The 16,628-nt window shown below is 33.6% G+C and carries 13 protein-coding genes; 12 read left to right on the top strand and 1 reads right to left on the bottom strand.

Going from position 1 to position 16,628, the window contains the following annotated elements; all coding sequences use genetic code 11:
* Positions 1 to 2 precede the first annotated feature (2 nt).
* The 4 genes from NLG42_RS23495 (at position 3) to NLG42_RS23480 (ending at position 4,625) form a co-directional block, all read left to right on the top strand.
* Positions 3 to 1,874 carry a M1 family metallopeptidase gene (locus NLG42_RS23495; RefSeq protein ID WP_257682592.1) on the top strand — a complete coding sequence of 624 codons (1,872 nt, stop codon included), beginning with the start codon at positions 3 to 5 and terminating at the stop codon, positions 1,872 to 1,874.
* Between the two features lie 325 nt (positions 1,875 to 2,199).
* Positions 2,200 to 3,462, top strand: coding sequence for an alpha/beta hydrolase-fold protein (locus NLG42_RS23490; RefSeq protein ID WP_257682591.1), 1,263 nt, complete (start codon positions 2,200 to 2,202; stop codon positions 3,460 to 3,462).
* Between the two features lie 22 nt (positions 3,463 to 3,484).
* Entirely contained in the window at positions 3,485 to 3,877 is a 393-nt protein-coding gene (locus NLG42_RS23485) for an ACT domain-containing protein (RefSeq protein WP_099719451.1), read from the top strand.
* 172 nt (positions 3,878 to 4,049) lie between these two features.
* Positions 4,050 to 4,625, top strand: coding sequence for a hypothetical protein (locus NLG42_RS23480; RefSeq protein WP_257682590.1), 576 nt, complete (start codon positions 4,050 to 4,052; stop codon positions 4,623 to 4,625).
* A 64-nt stretch (positions 4,626 to 4,689) separates the two neighbouring features.
* Here NLG42_RS23480 and NLG42_RS23475 read toward each other — a convergent pair whose 3' ends face one another.
* On the bottom strand, positions 4,690 to 5,253 hold the full coding sequence (locus tag NLG42_RS23475; RefSeq protein WP_089058600.1) for an outer membrane beta-barrel protein: 564 nt from the start codon (positions 5,251 to 5,253) through the stop codon (positions 4,690 to 4,692).
* A 175-nt stretch (positions 5,254 to 5,428) separates the two neighbouring features.
* On the opposite strand from NLG42_RS23475, the gene NLG42_RS23470 reads away from it, so the two are divergent.
* The 8 genes from NLG42_RS23470 (at position 5,429) to NLG42_RS23435 (ending at position 16,585) form a co-directional block, all read left to right on the top strand.
* Positions 5,429 to 5,833, top strand: a complete 405-nt coding sequence (locus NLG42_RS23470) for a GNAT family N-acetyltransferase (protein ID WP_257682589.1) — start codon at positions 5,429 to 5,431, stop codon at positions 5,831 to 5,833.
* Between the two features lie 179 nt (positions 5,834 to 6,012).
* The gene (locus NLG42_RS23465) at positions 6,013 to 6,384 is read left to right on the top strand and encodes a hypothetical protein (protein ID WP_089058602.1); all 372 of its coding nucleotides are present in this window, start codon (positions 6,013 to 6,015) and stop codon (positions 6,382 to 6,384) included.
* A 175-nt stretch (positions 6,385 to 6,559) separates the two neighbouring features.
* The gene (locus tag NLG42_RS23460) at positions 6,560 to 7,642 is read left to right on the top strand and encodes an efflux RND transporter periplasmic adaptor subunit (protein ID WP_089058603.1); all 1,083 of its coding nucleotides are present in this window, start codon (positions 6,560 to 6,562) and stop codon (positions 7,640 to 7,642) included.
* 79 nt (positions 7,643 to 7,721) lie between these two features.
* On the top strand, positions 7,722 to 10,889 hold the full coding sequence (locus NLG42_RS23455) for an efflux RND transporter permease subunit (protein ID WP_089058604.1): 3,168 nt from the start codon (positions 7,722 to 7,724) through the stop codon (positions 10,887 to 10,889).
* Positions 10,882 to 12,333 (top strand): TolC family protein, encoded by a 1,452-nt coding sequence (locus NLG42_RS23450; RefSeq protein WP_257682588.1) that lies wholly within the window; start codon positions 10,882 to 10,884, stop codon positions 12,331 to 12,333. The genes NLG42_RS23455 and NLG42_RS23450 overlap by 8 nt, the downstream gene beginning before the upstream one ends.
* 335 nt (positions 12,334 to 12,668) lie before the next feature.
* Positions 12,669 to 13,061, top strand: coding sequence for a type VI secretion system tube protein TssD (gene tssD, locus NLG42_RS23445; protein WP_257682587.1), 393 nt, complete (start codon positions 12,669 to 12,671; stop codon positions 13,059 to 13,061).
* Positions 13,062 to 13,073: 12 nt separating this feature from the next.
* Positions 13,074 to 14,930 carry a contractile injection system protein, VgrG/Pvc8 family gene (locus NLG42_RS23440; RefSeq protein ID WP_257682586.1) on the top strand — a complete coding sequence of 619 codons (1,857 nt, stop codon included), beginning with the start codon at positions 13,074 to 13,076 and terminating at the stop codon, positions 14,928 to 14,930.
* Between the two features lie 2 nt (positions 14,931 to 14,932).
* Positions 14,933 to 16,585, top strand: a complete 1,653-nt coding sequence (locus NLG42_RS23435; protein WP_257682585.1) for a T6SS phospholipase effector Tle1-like catalytic domain-containing protein — start codon at positions 14,933 to 14,935, stop codon at positions 16,583 to 16,585.
* Positions 16,586 to 16,628: the final 43 nt, after the last annotated feature.

Below are 16,628 nucleotides of genomic sequence, written 5' to 3'. Positions count from 1 at the left end.
TTATGAATAAAAGATTATTACGTATTGCATTTATTGCTTTTTTGTTTTTGACGCAAACAGGCTTTGCACAAGAACTTTATATGCCTAGAAATATAAAAGAAGCTTACGAAAAAGGAACTCGTTCTATGGACGGAAAGCCGGGAAAAAATTATTGGCAGAATCATGGAAAATATACAATGGATATTACCGTAGATGCTAAAACAAAAGTAGTAAGCGGAACAGAAACTATTGTTTACGAGAATAACAGTAATAAATCATTAGATAATCTTGTTATTCGATTTGTAAATAATCTGCATAAACCAACTTCACCAAGAGGAGGCGATGTAAGCGATGATTTTTTAAGCAACGGATTAACGATTACTTCTCTAAAAGTGGATAATGAAGTTTATAAAGAAGATGCTAGAAACTGGGGAACTGTTGGAAATGTTAAACTAAAAAAAGCAATCGCGCCGCAATCTAAAGTTACCATTAATATAGATTGGAATTATCCTTTATCAAAAGAAAGCGGAAGAGAAGGACAAATCGACGAAACTACATTTTTTGCAGCTTACAGTTATCCTAGAGTTTCGGTTTTTGATGATTATAATGGATGGGACAGAATACCTCATACAGATCGTCAGGAATTTTACAACGATTTTAATGATTACACCTATTCTGTAAAAGCGCCTAAAAATTATGTGGTTTATGCAACAGGAGATTTCTTAAATCCTGATGAGGTTTTACAGCCTGAGTTTGCTGCACGTTTGAAAAAATCATATGTGACAGATGAAATTCTGCATATTGCAAATGAGCAGGAAATGAAAAGCGGAATCGTAACGAAACAAAACGATTGGAATGTCTGGAAATTTGAAGCAAACAATATTACTGATGTTTGTTTTGGTTTAAGCGATCACTATTTATGGGATGCCAGCAGTGTTTTGGTTGATAAAAAAACAAATCGACGTGCAAGCGTTCAAGCTGCTTACAATATCACTGGAACTGATTTTGTAAATTCGGTTAAAAATAATCAGTTTGCTTTAGATTGGTTTTCAAATAATTGGCCTGGAATTCCATATCCATATTCTAAAATGACAGCTTTTCAAGGTTTTGCAGACATGGAATATCCAATGATGTGTAACGATTCTCATATGGGAGATCCTCTATTAGCACAATTGGTTCAAGATCATGAAGTAGCACATACTTATTTTCCGTTTTTTATGGGAATCAACGAAACGCGTTATGCTTTTATGGATGAAGGCTGGGCTACAACTTTTGAATATCTGATTAAAATTGCTGAACATGGAAAAGATGCGGCGGATAAATTTTACAAAGGATTTAGAGTGAAAAAATACATTACCGATTTATCGACAGAAGAAGATCAGCCAATAATTTCAATGTCTACACAAGTTTCAGGTGCAGGATACGGAAACAATTCATACGGAAAAGCATCTCTTTCTTATTTAGCTTTAAAGGATTTGCTTGGAGATGATTTGTTTAAAAAATCGCTTCATCATTATATGGATACTTGGAACGGAAAGCATCCTATTCCGTGGGATTATTTTTATTCGATGAATACAGGTTCAGGAAAAAACTTGAATTGGTTTTTTAATAACTGGTTTTTTACAAACAATTATATAGATATTTCTATAAAAGAAGTTTCAAAAAATGTTGTCACTATAACAAATCCAGGAGGTTTTGCGATTCCGTTTGATGTGAATGTGATTTATCAAGATAACTCAGCCGAAACGTTTCATCAAACTCCTGCAGTTTGGGAGAGAAATCAAAAAACAGCAAGAGTAACGATTAATACTAAAAAGCAAATTAAAAAAGTTACTTTGGATGGTGGTGTTTTTATGGATGCAACACCAATAAATAATAGCTGGCCAGCTAACTAATAAATAAAACAAGTCGTCTTTTTTAATTTTAAGACGGCTTTTTTTTATTAATTTAGAATAATCTGTTAGGAGTAATTAATTTTAACACATAGAAACATAGGCTCTTACTTATAAAAAAGGCGTTTTACTTAATTAAAATATACAAAGCATATCTATGTGAAAGAAATGTGTTTCTTTTTGTATTCTTTTCTAGGCGTAAAATCTATGTTTCTATGTGTTTAAATAAAATATTTAAGATCCGAGTGAAGCGAGTAGACAAAGTAATTAAATCCTTCATCAGGATTAATGCAGAATTTTTTATTATTCAAAATAAACACAATCAATTATGAAAATAAGTTTACAGAATATTTTAAGGAAAAAACAAATAGCAGTATTTGTTCTTTTTATGCTGACAACTGTTGGATTTGCTCAAAGCAAAACGAAAATCGAAATTGGAACAGTGGATAGTATTTTTTCCAAAGTTTTGAATGAGAATAGAAAAATATGGATACATCTTCCAAGAAGTGCTCAAAAAACAGGATTTGCAAAACAAAAGTATCCTGTTGTTTATCTGCTTGACGGCGATGCACATTTTACCTCAACTGTTGGAATAATTGAACAGCTAAGTGAGATTAACGGCAATACAAATTGCCCTGAAATGATTGTTGTAGGAATCACAAATACAAATAGAAATCGTGATTTAACTCCAACACATTCAGATGTAGATCTTCCGTTTGTGCCTAAAAATTTAAGCGAGCAATCTGGCGGCGGCGAAAACTTCGCAGCATTTCTCGAAAAAGAGTTAATTCCGTATATCGATACTAAATATCCGACAGCACCTTATAAAACCTTAATAGGACATTCATTTGGAGGGTTAACGGCTATAAATATCTTAACCAATCATACTAATCTATTCAACTCGTATGCGGCTATTGATCCAAGTATGTGGTGGGATCATCAAAAATTTTTAGCGGCAACAACAAAAAAATTAGAAACAAAGAATTTATCGAATGTTTCTCTGTTTATGGCAGCAGCCAACACAATGGATGAAAACATGAATATCGTAAAGGTAAGAAGAGATACTACGGTTTTTACGAGACACATTAGATCGATTTTAGATTTTAATGATTTTTTGAATAAGAATAAAAAAAGCAATCTTAATTATGGGTATAAATATTATAACGATGACAATCATGGTTCAGTGCCCTTAATTGCGACTTACGACGCTATTCGTTTTATCTTTAAATTTAATCAATTAGAACTTTCTATATCAGATCGAATCAATTTCAATAAAGCTGTTTTTACCAAAATAGAGAAACATTTTACCGATGTTTCAAAGCATTTAGGTTACACAGTAAGTGTACCAGAAAGTACAGTTAATGCTTATGCGTATCAATCGCTTGGTAAAAAAGATATGGAATTGGCGGGATATTTATTTAAGTTGAATGTTGCCAATTATCCGCAAAGCCCGAATGTTTATGATTCACTTGGAGATTTTTATGCTGCAAATGGCGAGAAAGAAAATGCAATATCTAGTTATAAAAAAGTGCTCGTTTTAGATAAAGATTTTCCAGAAACGAAAGAAAAAATAGATCGACTATTGAAATAATTAATCTTTAATACTAAGTAAAATGTCAGGAGAAAAAGATTTACAGAAATTGCTTAAAAACATGAAGCCCGAACACAACTTGGGTGATTATGTTTTTTGTAAAATTGAAAAAGTTGAGAATATAAATCTAAATGAAATTGAAATGCTTTTTAAAGAGAAAGAGGCTTTCACACTAATTTTGAAAAAAGAAAATGCAGAAAAATTAAATTTAGAATATTCTGTGGTAATGTCATGGATAACACTCTCCGTTCATTCCTCGTTAGAAGCAATTGGATTGACAGCAGCATTTTCTAATGCTCTTTCAGAACACGAAATAAGCTGTAATGTTGTTGCGGCGTATTATCATGATCATATTTTTATTGATAGAAAAGATACCGTAAGAGCAATGGAGATTTTAAGTTCGTTTTCAAAGTAATTTTGGAAAATTATCTTGAGATTCATTGTTTTTAGGAGGTAAATATGTTAATAATGGAGAATATCATTTATTGTATGTCTTTTTATTGTTACTTTTGTAAAAAAATAAAAAATAACCTACATATTTTAATTAATGAAAAAAAATCCTACTTTTAATTGTTCTGTTTATTTCGATGAAAAACACAGCGCAGAACGATGCCAAATGTAAATTTCAAAAAAATAAGTACGAACTTGCCCTTTCTTATTTGAAAAATTTAGATTACCCAAATGCATTGGATCAATTTTCAATTGCTTCAAAACTTAAGCCTGAAAATGAAATAGGGCAAGAGTCTTTAAAAAGAATTGATACTTTAAAAGAAATTCTTAGAAGTAATATTTTAGAGAAGGCATACGGAACTTGGTTAATGACAGGCGATAAACCAAGTTGGACTCTTGATGCTCAAAATAGTTTTAAAAACAAAACGGTTGACGAGCTGGTAGAAATAAATCAGAATGAAATTTTATTTTTTGAACAAGATCGAAAATCAAAAGTAAAAAAGCTTGTTAAAAAAGAGAATCTGGTTTATTATAATAAAGATAAATCAGATTGTTTATTCTCTGCAATTATTTTGTCAGATGGTACAATTTGGAGCTGTTCTGTTGATGAAAAATCTAAAGTACTGCATGTCGTAAATATTGGGAGCCAAAATGAAAAAGGTTTTAGCAAAATTACAGACGGTAACTTAGAGAAATATTTTTCCAGAATATAATATAAGTCAATACTTTACAAAAGTAAAAAAGAGAATCTATTATAATATATTCTCTTTTTTTATATTATAAAAACTTAAAGCCTAGTGAGAAGTTTGAAATACCAGTTTTTAAACTTGCACCAGAAGGGTCAAGATCTGATATTCCTGCCAGATAGCGATAATCTAAAGTAAGTTTCCATAAATCAACACCAACTCCGCCAAGAATACTGCTGTTGTTCTTTTCGATTGCAATTAAATTAAGGTTATTGTTAGTTTTAATGCTCGAATAGTTTTTCCAGTTGTAACCTGCAAAAATGCGAATATTACCTAATTTTCCTAATGGAACCACTTTAAAGCCCGCAATAAGAGTAGCATCTGTTCCAGATAGTTCATAATCAGTGCTGCTGGCTCCAGTTTGCGAAAGGCTGAATTTAGATTGTGTGTATCCTAACTCTCCCTGACCATAAAAAAGTAACAAATTTACTCTTGCAAATCCCGCAACACCCATTGCAGTTCCTGAGCTTTTTGAGCTGTAATCACTTGAAATAGGAGAAGTGATATTGTAAGAAACCTGAGGTCCAAATTGTATCAATTGTGCAAAACTGTTCATACTAACGCATAAAAATAATGCTAAAATGAATTTTTTCATAACTGGTTTTTATTTGTTTTTAGATACTATAAAAGTAGATATTAATTAATTATACTAGAAGTTTTTTCTTTCTTTTTTTATGAGTTCTATTGATTACTAGAATAGTACATCTTATTCTAGATGAAAGAATAGAAATTGAAAATTCATGTAAATTTGTTTTTTAAATAATCAAAGAATGGAAATTAAAGAAATTACAGCTGCAGAAACTTGGAATATTAGGCACAATGTAATGTGGCCAGATCAGCCTGTTGAATTTGTACAACTTGAAGAAGACAATTCAGGATTTCATTTTGGAGTTTTTATAGAAGATAAATTAGTTTCTATAGTTTCTTGTTTTATAGTTGGAGAAGAAATGCAATTTCGAAAATTAGCAACTTTGGAGGAATATCAAGGAAAAGGAATTGCTTCTGATCTTTTAAAGCATATTTTACAATTTGCTAAAGAAAAGAATCTAAATAAAGTTTGGTGTAATGCCAGAAGCAATAAAAAATCATTTTATGAGAAATTTGGAATGAAAGATACTTTTAAGATTTTTAGCAAAGCGGGACAAGAATTTACAATAATGGAAATTCTATTTTAGTATGGTTTTATAAATATTTGATTTGCAACAGGGTAAAAAAATAGTCTTTCAAAAAAAGTAAGTTTTTCAATAAAATTGTTGAATATTAAATTAATGAAAACGTTTTCGTTTTATATAAGTGTTAAACCTTGTTAAAAAACCTTTTTTTGTTTTAATACTTTTATTACTTTCGCACCCAAATGAGAAAGTTAATAGTATTTCTAGTATTCATGAATTTGCTTCTGTTAGGCGGAGGCCAATATCTTAATGCTAATACTTTTTCTCATCATCATCTTCAACAAAAACACAGAGTTAAATTTACAAATCAAGATCGCGGAACTTCAATAATTGAAGATGCTGATATTGATCTTGAAGAAGATCTTCTGGGAAATGATGATACAAATTTACTTACGAATAAGTTTTTTACTGCTTCGTACAGTTTGGTAGACACTTTATATCTGGCACTTTCAGATCAGTCTGCAGCGAATGATTCCAATCGTTTAAAAATTTCTACGCCCCTCTTTGGGCATTCAAATCCTATCTATATTACTCAACGAGTATTAAGAATTTGATTTTAAAGTATACATCGGTTACCTAGTCGTGATCTGCATATCTCGTTGATGTATATTTATTTTTTACTTCTTCTTATATGAAAGTTAAGTTCTGACCAAGGCTGGCTGATGCATTTAATCATCCAAAAGGAATTTTTATTCCAAGCATTCAATCGCTTAATTTCCAAACTAAATCATGAAAAGAATTATCTTGTTCACAGGCTTTATGGCCTTAGTGTGCTTAACTAGCTGTACATCTAAAAAAGAAGAGAAAGAAGAAGCAGAAAAATTCACGGTTACAAATCCCGTTAGAATAGACACTTCGTTTACTAAAGAATATGTTTCGCAGATTAAATCTGTTCGAAATATCGAAATCCGTGCCCAGGAAAAAGGGTTTTTACAGAATATTTACGTTGATGAAGGCCAGTTTGTAAAAGCAGGTCAGTTATTGTTCAGAATTATGCCAAATATGTATCAGGCAGAATTACTTAAAGCGCAGGCAGAACAAAAATCAGTAGAAATCGAATTGCAAAATGCTAAACTATTAGCAGACAAAAACATCGTTTCTAAAAACGAATTAAGTGTGGCTCAAGCTAAATTACAATCTGCAAAAGCAGAAGTAGCATTGGCAAAATTACATTTATCATTCACAGAAATCAGAGCTCCATTTGACGGAACGATCGATAGAATTCCTTTAAAATTAGGAAGCCTTATCGATGAAGGGGAATTATTAACAAGCCTTTCAGACAACAGTCAAATGTTTGCTTACTTCAATGTTTCTGAACCAGAATATATTCAATACCAAACAAATGTTAGTGACCGTGCGGCCAATAAAGTGAATTTGGTTTTGGCAAATGGTGATACTTTTAAAGAAAAAGGTAATGTAGAAGTTATCGAAAGTGAGTTTAACAATGAAACTGGAAATATTGCTTTTAGAGCGAGATTCCCAAACTCAGGAAAACTGCTTCGTAACGGAGAAACTGGACAAGTTCAAATGAACGTTCCGTTGAAAAATGCTATTGTAATTCCGCAGAAAGCAACTTACGAAATTCAAGATAAAAAGTATGTTTTTATAGTGGATAAAAATGATAGAGTGACTTCTAAAGAAATTACAATTACTGGAGAAATTCCTGATTTGTATGTGATAAAAAGCGGACTTACTGAGAATGATAAAATCTTGCTTGAAGGTGTTCAGAAGGTAAAAGAGAAAGACAAAATTAAATACGGATTTGAATCTCCTGAAAAGGTAATTAATAACCTGCGCTTAAAAGCAGAGTAAATTTTAGTGTTCAGTTTTTAAAAATGAGCTGTTAACATATTGATTTCCTTTTTAGTTTAATCATTTAAAAAATATAAAAATGTTTAATAAATTTATTCAAAGACCAGTATTGTCGATAGTGATATCGCTGATAATTGTCTTTTTGGGGGTATTGTCTGTATTAAATTTACCTATTACCCAATTCCCTACAATTTCACCGCCAATGGTGAATGTTACTGCGGATTATCCTGGATCGAATGGTGAGTTGATGATAAAAGCAGTTGTTATTCCGTTAGAAAGAGCCTTAAATGGAGTTCCGGGAATGAAATATATGGCTTCTGATGCCGGAAATGATGGTGAAGCGACTATAAAAGTTGTATTTAATTTAGGTACAGATCCAAATCAGGCCGCAATTAACGTTCAAAACCGTGTAGCTTCGGTTACCAATAAATTACCTCCGTTAGTTATTAGAGAAGGTATTAAAATTACACGAGAAGTGCCGAGTATGTTGATGTACGTGAATCTTTACAGTACAGACAAAAATACCGATATGAAGTTCTTATATAACTATGCTGATATCAACGTACTTTCTGAATTGAAAAGGGTAAATGGTATTGGTTCTGGAGACATCTTAGGAACACGTGAATATGCTATGCGTATTTGGTTGAAACCAGATCGTATGCTGGCTTATAAAATTTCTGCCGATGAGATAATGGAAGCATTATCTAGTCAGAGTTTAGAAGCTTCTCCAGGTAAAACAGGAGAAAGTTCTGGTAAACGTTCTCAGGCATTTGAATATGTATTGAAATATTCAGGGCGTTTTACAACAAAAGAGCAATATGAGAATATTGTGGTGAAAGCAAATTCAAATGGTGAGCTTTTACGATTGAAAGATGTTGCCAAAATTGAGTTTGGAAGCTCGATGTATGATATTTATTCAAATTTGAATGGAAAACCATCTGCTGCTATTGTATTAAAACAATCTTTTGGAAGTAATGCAAATCAGGTTATTGAAGAAGTTAAAGCTAAACTGGAAAAAATTAAAACAAGATTTCCAAAAGGAATGGATTATGAAATTTCTTATGACGTTTCTAAATTCTTAGATGCATCTATCGAAAAAGTAATCCATACTTTAGTTGAAGCATTTATTCTAGTAGGTTTAGTAGTTTTCCTTTTCTTAGGAGACTGGCGTTCAACAGTTATTCCTGCAATTGCAGTACCAGTATCGTTGATAGGAACTTTTGTGTTCATGACATTCTTCGATATTTCATTAAACTTGATTACGTTATTTGCTTTGGTTTTGGCAATTGGAGTCGTCGTCGATGATGCTATTGTGGTTATCGAAGCCGTTCACGCCAAGATGGAAGAAGAACATCTCTCGCCATTTAAAGCGACTAAAAAAGCGATGCATGAGATTGCAGGAGCGATTATTGCAATTACATTCTTAATGGCGGCAGTATTTATTCCAGTTGCATTTATGTCAGGTCCTGTTGGAGTATTTTACAGACAATTCTCTGTAACGATGGCAACTGCGATTATACTTTCTGGTATTGTGGCTTTAACATTGACACCAGCACTTTGTGCGATGATGTTAAAAAATAATCATGGCCAGCCTAAAAAGAAAACACCAGCAAATAGATTTATAGATGCTTTTAACGAAAAGTTCAATTTAGCACAAGGTAAATACCAAAATCTATTAGGTAAAATTGTTAATAGAAGAGTCGTTACTATTGTTGCGCTTTTAGTTTTTTGTGCTGGAACATGGATAATAAGCAGTACTGTTCCTTCAGGATTTATTCCTAATGAGGATCAGGGAATGTTTTATGCTGTGATTCAGACACCTCCAGGTTCTTCTTTAGAAAGAACTAATAATATTGCAGAGCGAGTTCAAAAAATTGCCGAAGATATCGACGGAGTGAAATCAGTTTCTTCATTGGCAGGTTATGAAATTTTGTCTGAAGGTACAGGAGCAAACTCCGGAACGTGTTTGGTTAACTTGAAAGACTGGAATGATCGAAAAGAATCTGTTGTTGAGATTATGCATGAAATGGAGGAAAAATGTAAAGATATTACAGGTGCTAATATCGAATTTTTCCAACCGCCTGCTGTACCTGGATATGGTGCTGCTGGAGGGTTTGAGCTTCGTTTATTGGATAAAACCGGTTCTGTAGATTATAAGAGAATGGAACAGGTAAATAACGATTTTGTTGCTGAATTGAACAAACAGCCAGAATTATCAAACGTATTTAGTTTTTATAGTTCTAGTTTCCCTCAATACATGATGAAAGTCGATAATGACTTGGCACAGCAAAAAGGTGTTTCGATCGAAAACGCTATGAATACTTTGTCAACACTTGTGGGAAGTAACTACGAAATTAGTTTTATCAAATTCGGAATTAACTATAAAGTAATTGTTCAAGCATCACCAGAGTATCGTGCGCAGCCAGATGATATTCTAAAATTGTACGTGAAAAACAATCGTGATGAAATGGTGCCTTTTTCTGCTTTCATGAAATTAGAAAAAGTGTACGGACTTTCGGAAATTACACGTCATAATATGTACACTTCTACGCAAATTAGTGGTTCTCCTGCTGCGGGTTACAGTTCTGGTACAGCAATTAAAGTTATTCAGGAAGTTGCTGCTAAAAAATTGCCAAGAGGTTATGACATTGACTGGGCAGGTATTTCTGCTGATGAGGTTGCTCAAGGTAATCAAGCTATTTGGGTATTCTTAATTTGTTTAGGATTCGTTTACTTAGTATTAGCGGCTCAATATGAAAGTTTTATTCTGCCATTATCAGTGATTTTCTCATTACCTGCAGGTATTTTTGGAGCATTCCTTTTATTAAAACTAACAGGATTAGAGAATAATATTTATGCACAAGTTGCTATGGTAATGCTTATTGGTTTATTAGGTAAAAATGCCGTATTGATTGTAGAGTTCGCGATACAAAGACACGCAGCTGGTAAGTCGGTTTTAGATGCAGCTATGGAAGGTGCAAAAGCAAGGTTCCGTCCAATTTTAATGACTTCATTTGCATTTATCGCGGGATTATTGCCGCTTACATTTGCAACAGGTCCAGGTAGAATTGGTAACAGAACAATTGGTACTGCAGCCGCTGGAGGTATGCTTATAGGAACTATTTGCGGTGTATTTGTAATTCCAGGCTTGTATTTCATTTTTGCCAAAATTGCCGAGAAACATAAACTGGTAAAACATGAAGAAGAAAATCCATTAACAGAAGAAATTGACAACAATCATGTATAAATTCAAATCATATCAATTTGGTATTGCATTAGGTATTTGTCTTACGGTTGCAGGGTGTAAAGCCCCTGCGCCTGAGGCAGCAATAACTACAAGCACACCAGTTCCTGAGTCATTTGGAACAACAGCACCAACTCAGGATGCAAATAATAATACAGCCGCTTTAGCTTGGAAAGATTACTTTAAAGATCAGAATCTTGTAGATTTAATTGATGTTGCGCTGAAGAACAATCAAGAGTTAAACATTACTCTACAGGAAATCGAAATCGCAAAGAATGATATTCGTGTAAAGAAAGGACTTTTATTACCAACAGTTGGTGTTCGTGCCGGTGCTGGAGTAGAAAAAGTGGGTAGATATACGAGTCAAGGTGCAGGTGACGCTTCTACCGAAATTAAGCCCGGTAAAGAAATGCCGGATCCACTTGGAGATTTTACCATTTCAGCGTATGCCAATTGGGAAGTAGATATTTGGAAAAAACTGCGTAATTCTAAAAAAGCAGCTTTAAACAGATATTTAGCAACTGTTGAAGGTAAAAACTTTGTGATTACAAACCTCATCGCTGAAGTTGCCGATTCTTATTATGAATTAATGGCTTTAGATAATCAGTTGGATATTGTAAAACAAACGATAAAATTACAGACAAATGCTTTAGAAATTGTAAAAATTCAAAAGCAGGCGGCAAGAGCAACTGAGTTAGGAGTTAAGAAATTTGAAGCTGAGGTTTTAACTTCACAAAGTATGGAGTTTGATATTTTACAGCAGATAAAAGAAACCGAAAACAAGATCAACTTTTTGCTTGGAAGATATCCACAGGAAATTAAAAGAACTAGCAATACTAATTTCTTAAGTTTATTGCCGGCTGTTGTAAGTTCTGGAATTCCATCGCAATTGTTAGCGAATCGCCCAGATGTTAAGCAAGCAGAATTAGAATTAGTAGCATCAAAATTAGATGTAAAAGTAGCTCGTGCTGAGTTTTATCCTTCTTTAGATATTACAGCGGCAATTGGAGTAAATGCATTTAAACCTTCTTATTTGTTTACAATGCCAGAATCGCTTTTATATTCTTTGGCAGGAGATCTTGTGGCACCTTTGATTAACAGAAATGCAATTAAAGCCGAATTTGCGAGTGCAAATGCAAGACAGCTTCAAGCGTTATACAATTATGATAGAACGGTTTTAAATGCTTATTTAGAAGTTTCAAATCAATTGTCTAAAATTCAGAATCTTCAAAAAGGTTACGATCTTAAATCAAAACAAGTAGACGCTTTAAATACTTCAATAGACGTTTCAAACGATTTGTTTAAGTCGGCAAGAGTAGATTATTTCGAAGTTTTGATGACGCAGCGTGATGCATTAGAAGCCAAACTAGAATTGGTAGATACTAAAAAAGAACAATTAAATGCTGCAGTCCATGTTTACAGAGACTTGGGCGGCGGATGGAAATAATTTTGCCTGTTAATTTGTAGAAAAAAAGCCTTTCGGAAGTGAAGTTCTGAAAGGCTTTTTTAAAAATGTATTTTTTGTAAGAAAACTATCTTATATTTACAATTCACCGATCTGAAAAAGTGAGCCTAAACCTCGGGAGCTATTATTAGTTTTCGGGGTTTTTTATGCCTTTTAAATTTCTTCCTATTATTAAATTTAATATTTTTCTTATTTATTTTAAACTATTTAATATATTTACTTCATAAATATGTAATAATTTATTTACTTAAATACCACTTCTCATAATTGATTAAGGTAAATCTACAAAACCTGTAAAATAATCAATACCTATAAATATGAGTTTTTTAGCCAAATTAGAATTAGACAATGAAGTGTTTAATGTTTTAGAATTTGATGTCACTTTCAATCAAAGCGTAGATAATAACGGAAAACCTGCCAACAAAGTAAAAGGCGGTCAAGTTAGGATTGTTGTCGAGAGCACACACACCGATTTATTTTCTGATTGGATGGTTTCACACACCATTACCAAAGACGGTAAAGTTATTTTTTATCGCCGTGATGCTATGAGTACCATGAAAAATGTAATTTTTAAAAAAGCCTATTGTATTTCTTTCCAGAAGTGTTTTAGAAGCGAAGGAACAGTTCCTATGACCACAGAAATTTTAATTACATCCAATGAAATAAAAGTTGGTAATACCTTATTTGAAAACAATTGGAAAAATTCTTAAAGCACAATCAACATGGCTCTTCAAACAGTAACGACTATAAAAATTGGTGAAACCACCATTACCAATTTCAGTAAATTAAAAATTATTCAAAAAATACACGATCATCACAGCTTTTCTATCGCAGTAAGACAGGATCTGCTGGTAGAAGAATTTAAAAGTGTCATGCCGGCTTCGCAGCGATTATATGGCGAAAAGATAAGCATAGAAATAAAGCCGCTTCCGGGTCTGGATGATCTTATGATTGATGCAAATCCTAACCATTATATCATGCAGTTTTATGGAGTTGTAACCAATGTAAGAATACAAAAATCCAGAAACAAAGACATGGAAAAAATCATGTTGATAAAAGGAAACAGTACATCGATACTTTTAGATGGCGCAAAAGAGTGTAATTCGTTTACCAATATGTCAATGGCAGATATTGTCAATAAAGTAAAAACAGGTTACGATATAGATATGGAAGTTATTCCTTTATATGAAAACAATCTGGCTTATACTGTGCAGTATAACGAAAGCGATTTTGATTTCCTGAATCGTCTGGCTATGCAAAACGGAGAATGGTTTTACAGTAACGGACGAAAAATAACTTTTGGCGATGCAGGCGGACCATTACAGCCTAAATTAATTTATGGAATTAACATGCATGATTTTAGTTATGAGATGAAAGTGCTGCCCACACAGTTTAAAACCATTGAAAATGATAACAGAGCTGGAGAATATTACACAGATAATACGCTTGATTACAGAAATGAAGTTGAAGGGTTTCATCAAAACTTCGTCAACAAATCCAATCAGGTTTTTACCAAAGAGACAGTCTTGCAGCTCAATCAAAATTCGGCAGGGGCAAACGGAAGAAGTTCTGTAGAAAAATATACGAAAAATAAAATGCGATTTGTAATGAGCGGTTTGATGCAGGTAAAAGCAGCAAGCGAAGTTCCCGGCATTACAATAGGAAACGATGTGTCGATACAAGGTTTAGACAAACAGCTCGAAAGCAGTTACCGCGTGACCAAACTAACGCATATTTGTGATGACGGAGGTGGATATCATAACCATTTTACAGCCATAAATCTTGCAGGCTCTACATTCTCACCCAAAACAAATCCTGATTTAATTGCAAAGTGCAAAAGCCAGACCGCAGTGGTAACAGCAAACGCAGATCCAGAAGGACTCAGCGGGATAAAAGTACAAATGCCATGGCAGCAAGCAAAAGGCGAAACAACTCCTTATATACCATTAGTGCAATATTATGGAGGCGATGCCAGAGGTTCTCACATTATACCCGAAATAGGCGATACCGTTTTTGTAGATTTTCAAGGTGGCAATGCCGAACTGCCTATTGTAACAGGAACCATGACCAGCAGAAAAGAAAAAAGCGGTTACAGTACGCCTAATAATGATATAAAGGCAGTAATGCATAGCCGAAGCGGAAACAGAATTATTACTGATGATGCTACGGGCGACATAACAATAGAAAGCCAAAAAGGGCAAACCATTGCAGTCGTACATGGAGACGGAAATATCAGATTTAAAGCTCCTAAAAATATAGAATTGGAAGCTGGTGAGGATATTATCTTAAATGCAGGTAAAAATATGAGTACCAATGTTGGGCTTAATAAAACCAATACAATTGGAGGAAGCTTTACAGAAAAAATTACAGGTTCAAAATCCCTTACAATAGGGATCGATTTTGTACTTACTGTTATGGGAAGTGTACGTGAATGGATAAAAGGAAACAAAGAAACTGAAAGTAAAGACATAAAAAAACGCGCTAAAGAAATATTTATAAATAGTACCGAAGAAAATATTACGATGCTTGGAGCTAAAAATGTAAATAATCATAGCGGTGAAACCTCTAAAAACGGATAATCATGAGTATCATAAGTATTATAGAAGGAACACTAACCGAAACGGCTACTGGCAATATAGAAATACATGCTACTGAAGGAGATCTTACAATAGCAGCAGCCAAACATAACAGACAGTACGGAGAAGAAGGTATGAATTATCATAATTATGAGCCACTTCATCCTAATGATTCAATGTCTGATGAAAAAATCGTGCGATTGAACCTGTTTTTTGATGGAACGCAAAACAATAAAACCAATACAGCAGCAGGAAAAGAACATGAAAACTCCAATCATCTGGATGACAGCTATACCAATGATTATTCTAATGTAGCGCGTGGTTTTGATGCAGTAGACCCAAATAAGCAAAACCAAATTAGGATTTATATAGAAGGAATTGGCACGGAAGATTCAGAAAGCGAAACTACTTTTTTTGGAAATATGCCCGACAACTCAGGAATTCCGCTGGGCGAAGGAGAACGAGGGGTTAAAGCCAAAGTGACTAAAGCTTGTTTTTTGTCTGCTGAAAGTTTACAGAAATATGCAGGAAAGAAAATGATACTTGAGGTAAATGTATATGGTTTTAGCCGAGGAGCAACAGCTGCTAGGCATTTTCTGCATGTGGCCACCACGCCAGCCGTAACCCATACACCACTGCTTAGCAGTAAGGAAACAGCTCTGCCTCCGTACGGTCTGAAGGGAGTGACCTATGCAAAAACGGATGAAACGGATGCACTGGTAAAAAAGCATGGCTTTTTTGGCGCCTGTCTGGCAGCTCAGGGATTTAATCCTAATGAAATTATTTTCAGATTTGTTGGCTTATACGATACTGTTGCTGCTTATGGGGTAGATCATCGAGGCAAAGAAGTTTTTGGTGTCAGCATTATTGATAACGATACCAAACAGTTAGGATTAGATGCTGTAAAAAAAGCCTCTTTTGTATTGCAGTTTGCGGCCGATGATGAGCATCGCGATAATTTTGATTTAACCAACATTGACAGTGCTGGAATAAACGGCTTAGAAATCACGCTGCCAGGAGTGCATTCTGATATTGGGGGGTGTTATGTAGAAAATGATTCTGAAAGAGTAGATCTTTTTTATGAACCTTATTTTAATCGAGAATGCGAAAAATTTAAACAAATATTGATTGAGGAAGGCTGGTATAGTCCAGATCAATTGCATATTATTCATTCGTATACTAAAGATTTTACCCAAAAAGTACCAGAAGAGTACAATGATAATTCCGTAGGATATTACGGTTTGGTAGGTATAAAAAAAGCAGTTCACAGAACGTATGATAAAGTGTCGCTCAATCGGATGTTTCATTATTCGAAACAATTTGATGTGTTTTATAAAACTTTAAATATAAATGATCATAAGATAAAAGACCCATTTTTAATGGGCGTAGACAAACAGTTAGTGCATTATATCAACACCTGTACGCATGTAAGAAATCAATATGTGAAACGGTTTAATGAAGGTGAAAATGTTCAAAAAGAATATGTAACCGAAGTAAAAAAAATGCATTATAAGGATTTTATTCATACAAATGATTTGAAGACACTTAGAAGAGAGTACCTGCATTGGTCTGCCAGTGCAACTAAATTTGGGTTGGGTCCCAGAGTAGGAGGTATAAAAAAAGCAACAGAAAGAACCCGTAACATACAATATGGATAGACTAATAAAAATTGCAACCAGTATAGTTTTCTTACTACTTTTT

Source organism: Flavobacterium plurextorum (genome assembly GCF_024638035.1).
Lineage (GTDB): Bacteria > Bacteroidota > Bacteroidia > Flavobacteriales > Flavobacteriaceae > Flavobacterium > Flavobacterium plurextorum.
The sequence above is the reverse complement of the archived record's forward strand: the minus strand, read 5'-3'. Positions and strand labels throughout refer to the sequence as shown.

What these genes read in the sequence shown, in the direction of transcription:
- NLG42_RS23495 (WP_257682592.1), top strand. Translation starts at nt 3, where the DNA reads ATGAATAAAAGATTATTACGTATTGCATTTATTGCTTTTTTGTTTTTG.
- NLG42_RS23490 (WP_257682591.1), top strand. Translation starts at nt 2,200, where the DNA reads ATGAAAATAAGTTTACAGAATATTTTAAGGAAAAAACAAATAGCAGTA.
- NLG42_RS23485 (WP_099719451.1), top strand. Translation starts at nt 3,485, where the DNA reads ATGTCAGGAGAAAAAGATTTACAGAAATTGCTTAAAAACATGAAGCCC.
- NLG42_RS23480 (WP_257682590.1), top strand. Translation starts at nt 4,050, where the DNA reads ATGAAAAACACAGCGCAGAACGATGCCAAATGTAAATTTCAAAAAAAT.
- NLG42_RS23475 (WP_089058600.1), bottom strand. Translation starts at nt 5,253, where the DNA reads ATGAAAAAATTCATTTTAGCATTATTTTTATGCGTTAGTATGAACAGT.
- NLG42_RS23470 (WP_257682589.1), top strand. Translation starts at nt 5,429, where the DNA reads ATGGAAATTAAAGAAATTACAGCTGCAGAAACTTGGAATATTAGGCAC.
- NLG42_RS23465 (WP_089058602.1), top strand. Translation starts at nt 6,013, where the DNA reads ATGAGAAAGTTAATAGTATTTCTAGTATTCATGAATTTGCTTCTGTTA.
- NLG42_RS23460 (WP_089058603.1), top strand. Translation starts at nt 6,560, where the DNA reads ATGAAAAGAATTATCTTGTTCACAGGCTTTATGGCCTTAGTGTGCTTA.
- NLG42_RS23455 (WP_089058604.1), top strand. Translation starts at nt 7,722, where the DNA reads ATGTTTAATAAATTTATTCAAAGACCAGTATTGTCGATAGTGATATCG.
- NLG42_RS23450 (WP_257682588.1), top strand. Translation starts at nt 10,882, where the DNA reads ATGTATAAATTCAAATCATATCAATTTGGTATTGCATTAGGTATTTGT.
- tssD (WP_257682587.1), top strand. Translation starts at nt 12,669, where the DNA reads ATGAGTTTTTTAGCCAAATTAGAATTAGACAATGAAGTGTTTAATGTT.
- NLG42_RS23440 (WP_257682586.1), top strand. Translation starts at nt 13,074, where the DNA reads ATGGCTCTTCAAACAGTAACGACTATAAAAATTGGTGAAACCACCATT.
- NLG42_RS23435 (WP_257682585.1), top strand. Translation starts at nt 14,933, where the DNA reads ATGAGTATCATAAGTATTATAGAAGGAACACTAACCGAAACGGCTACT.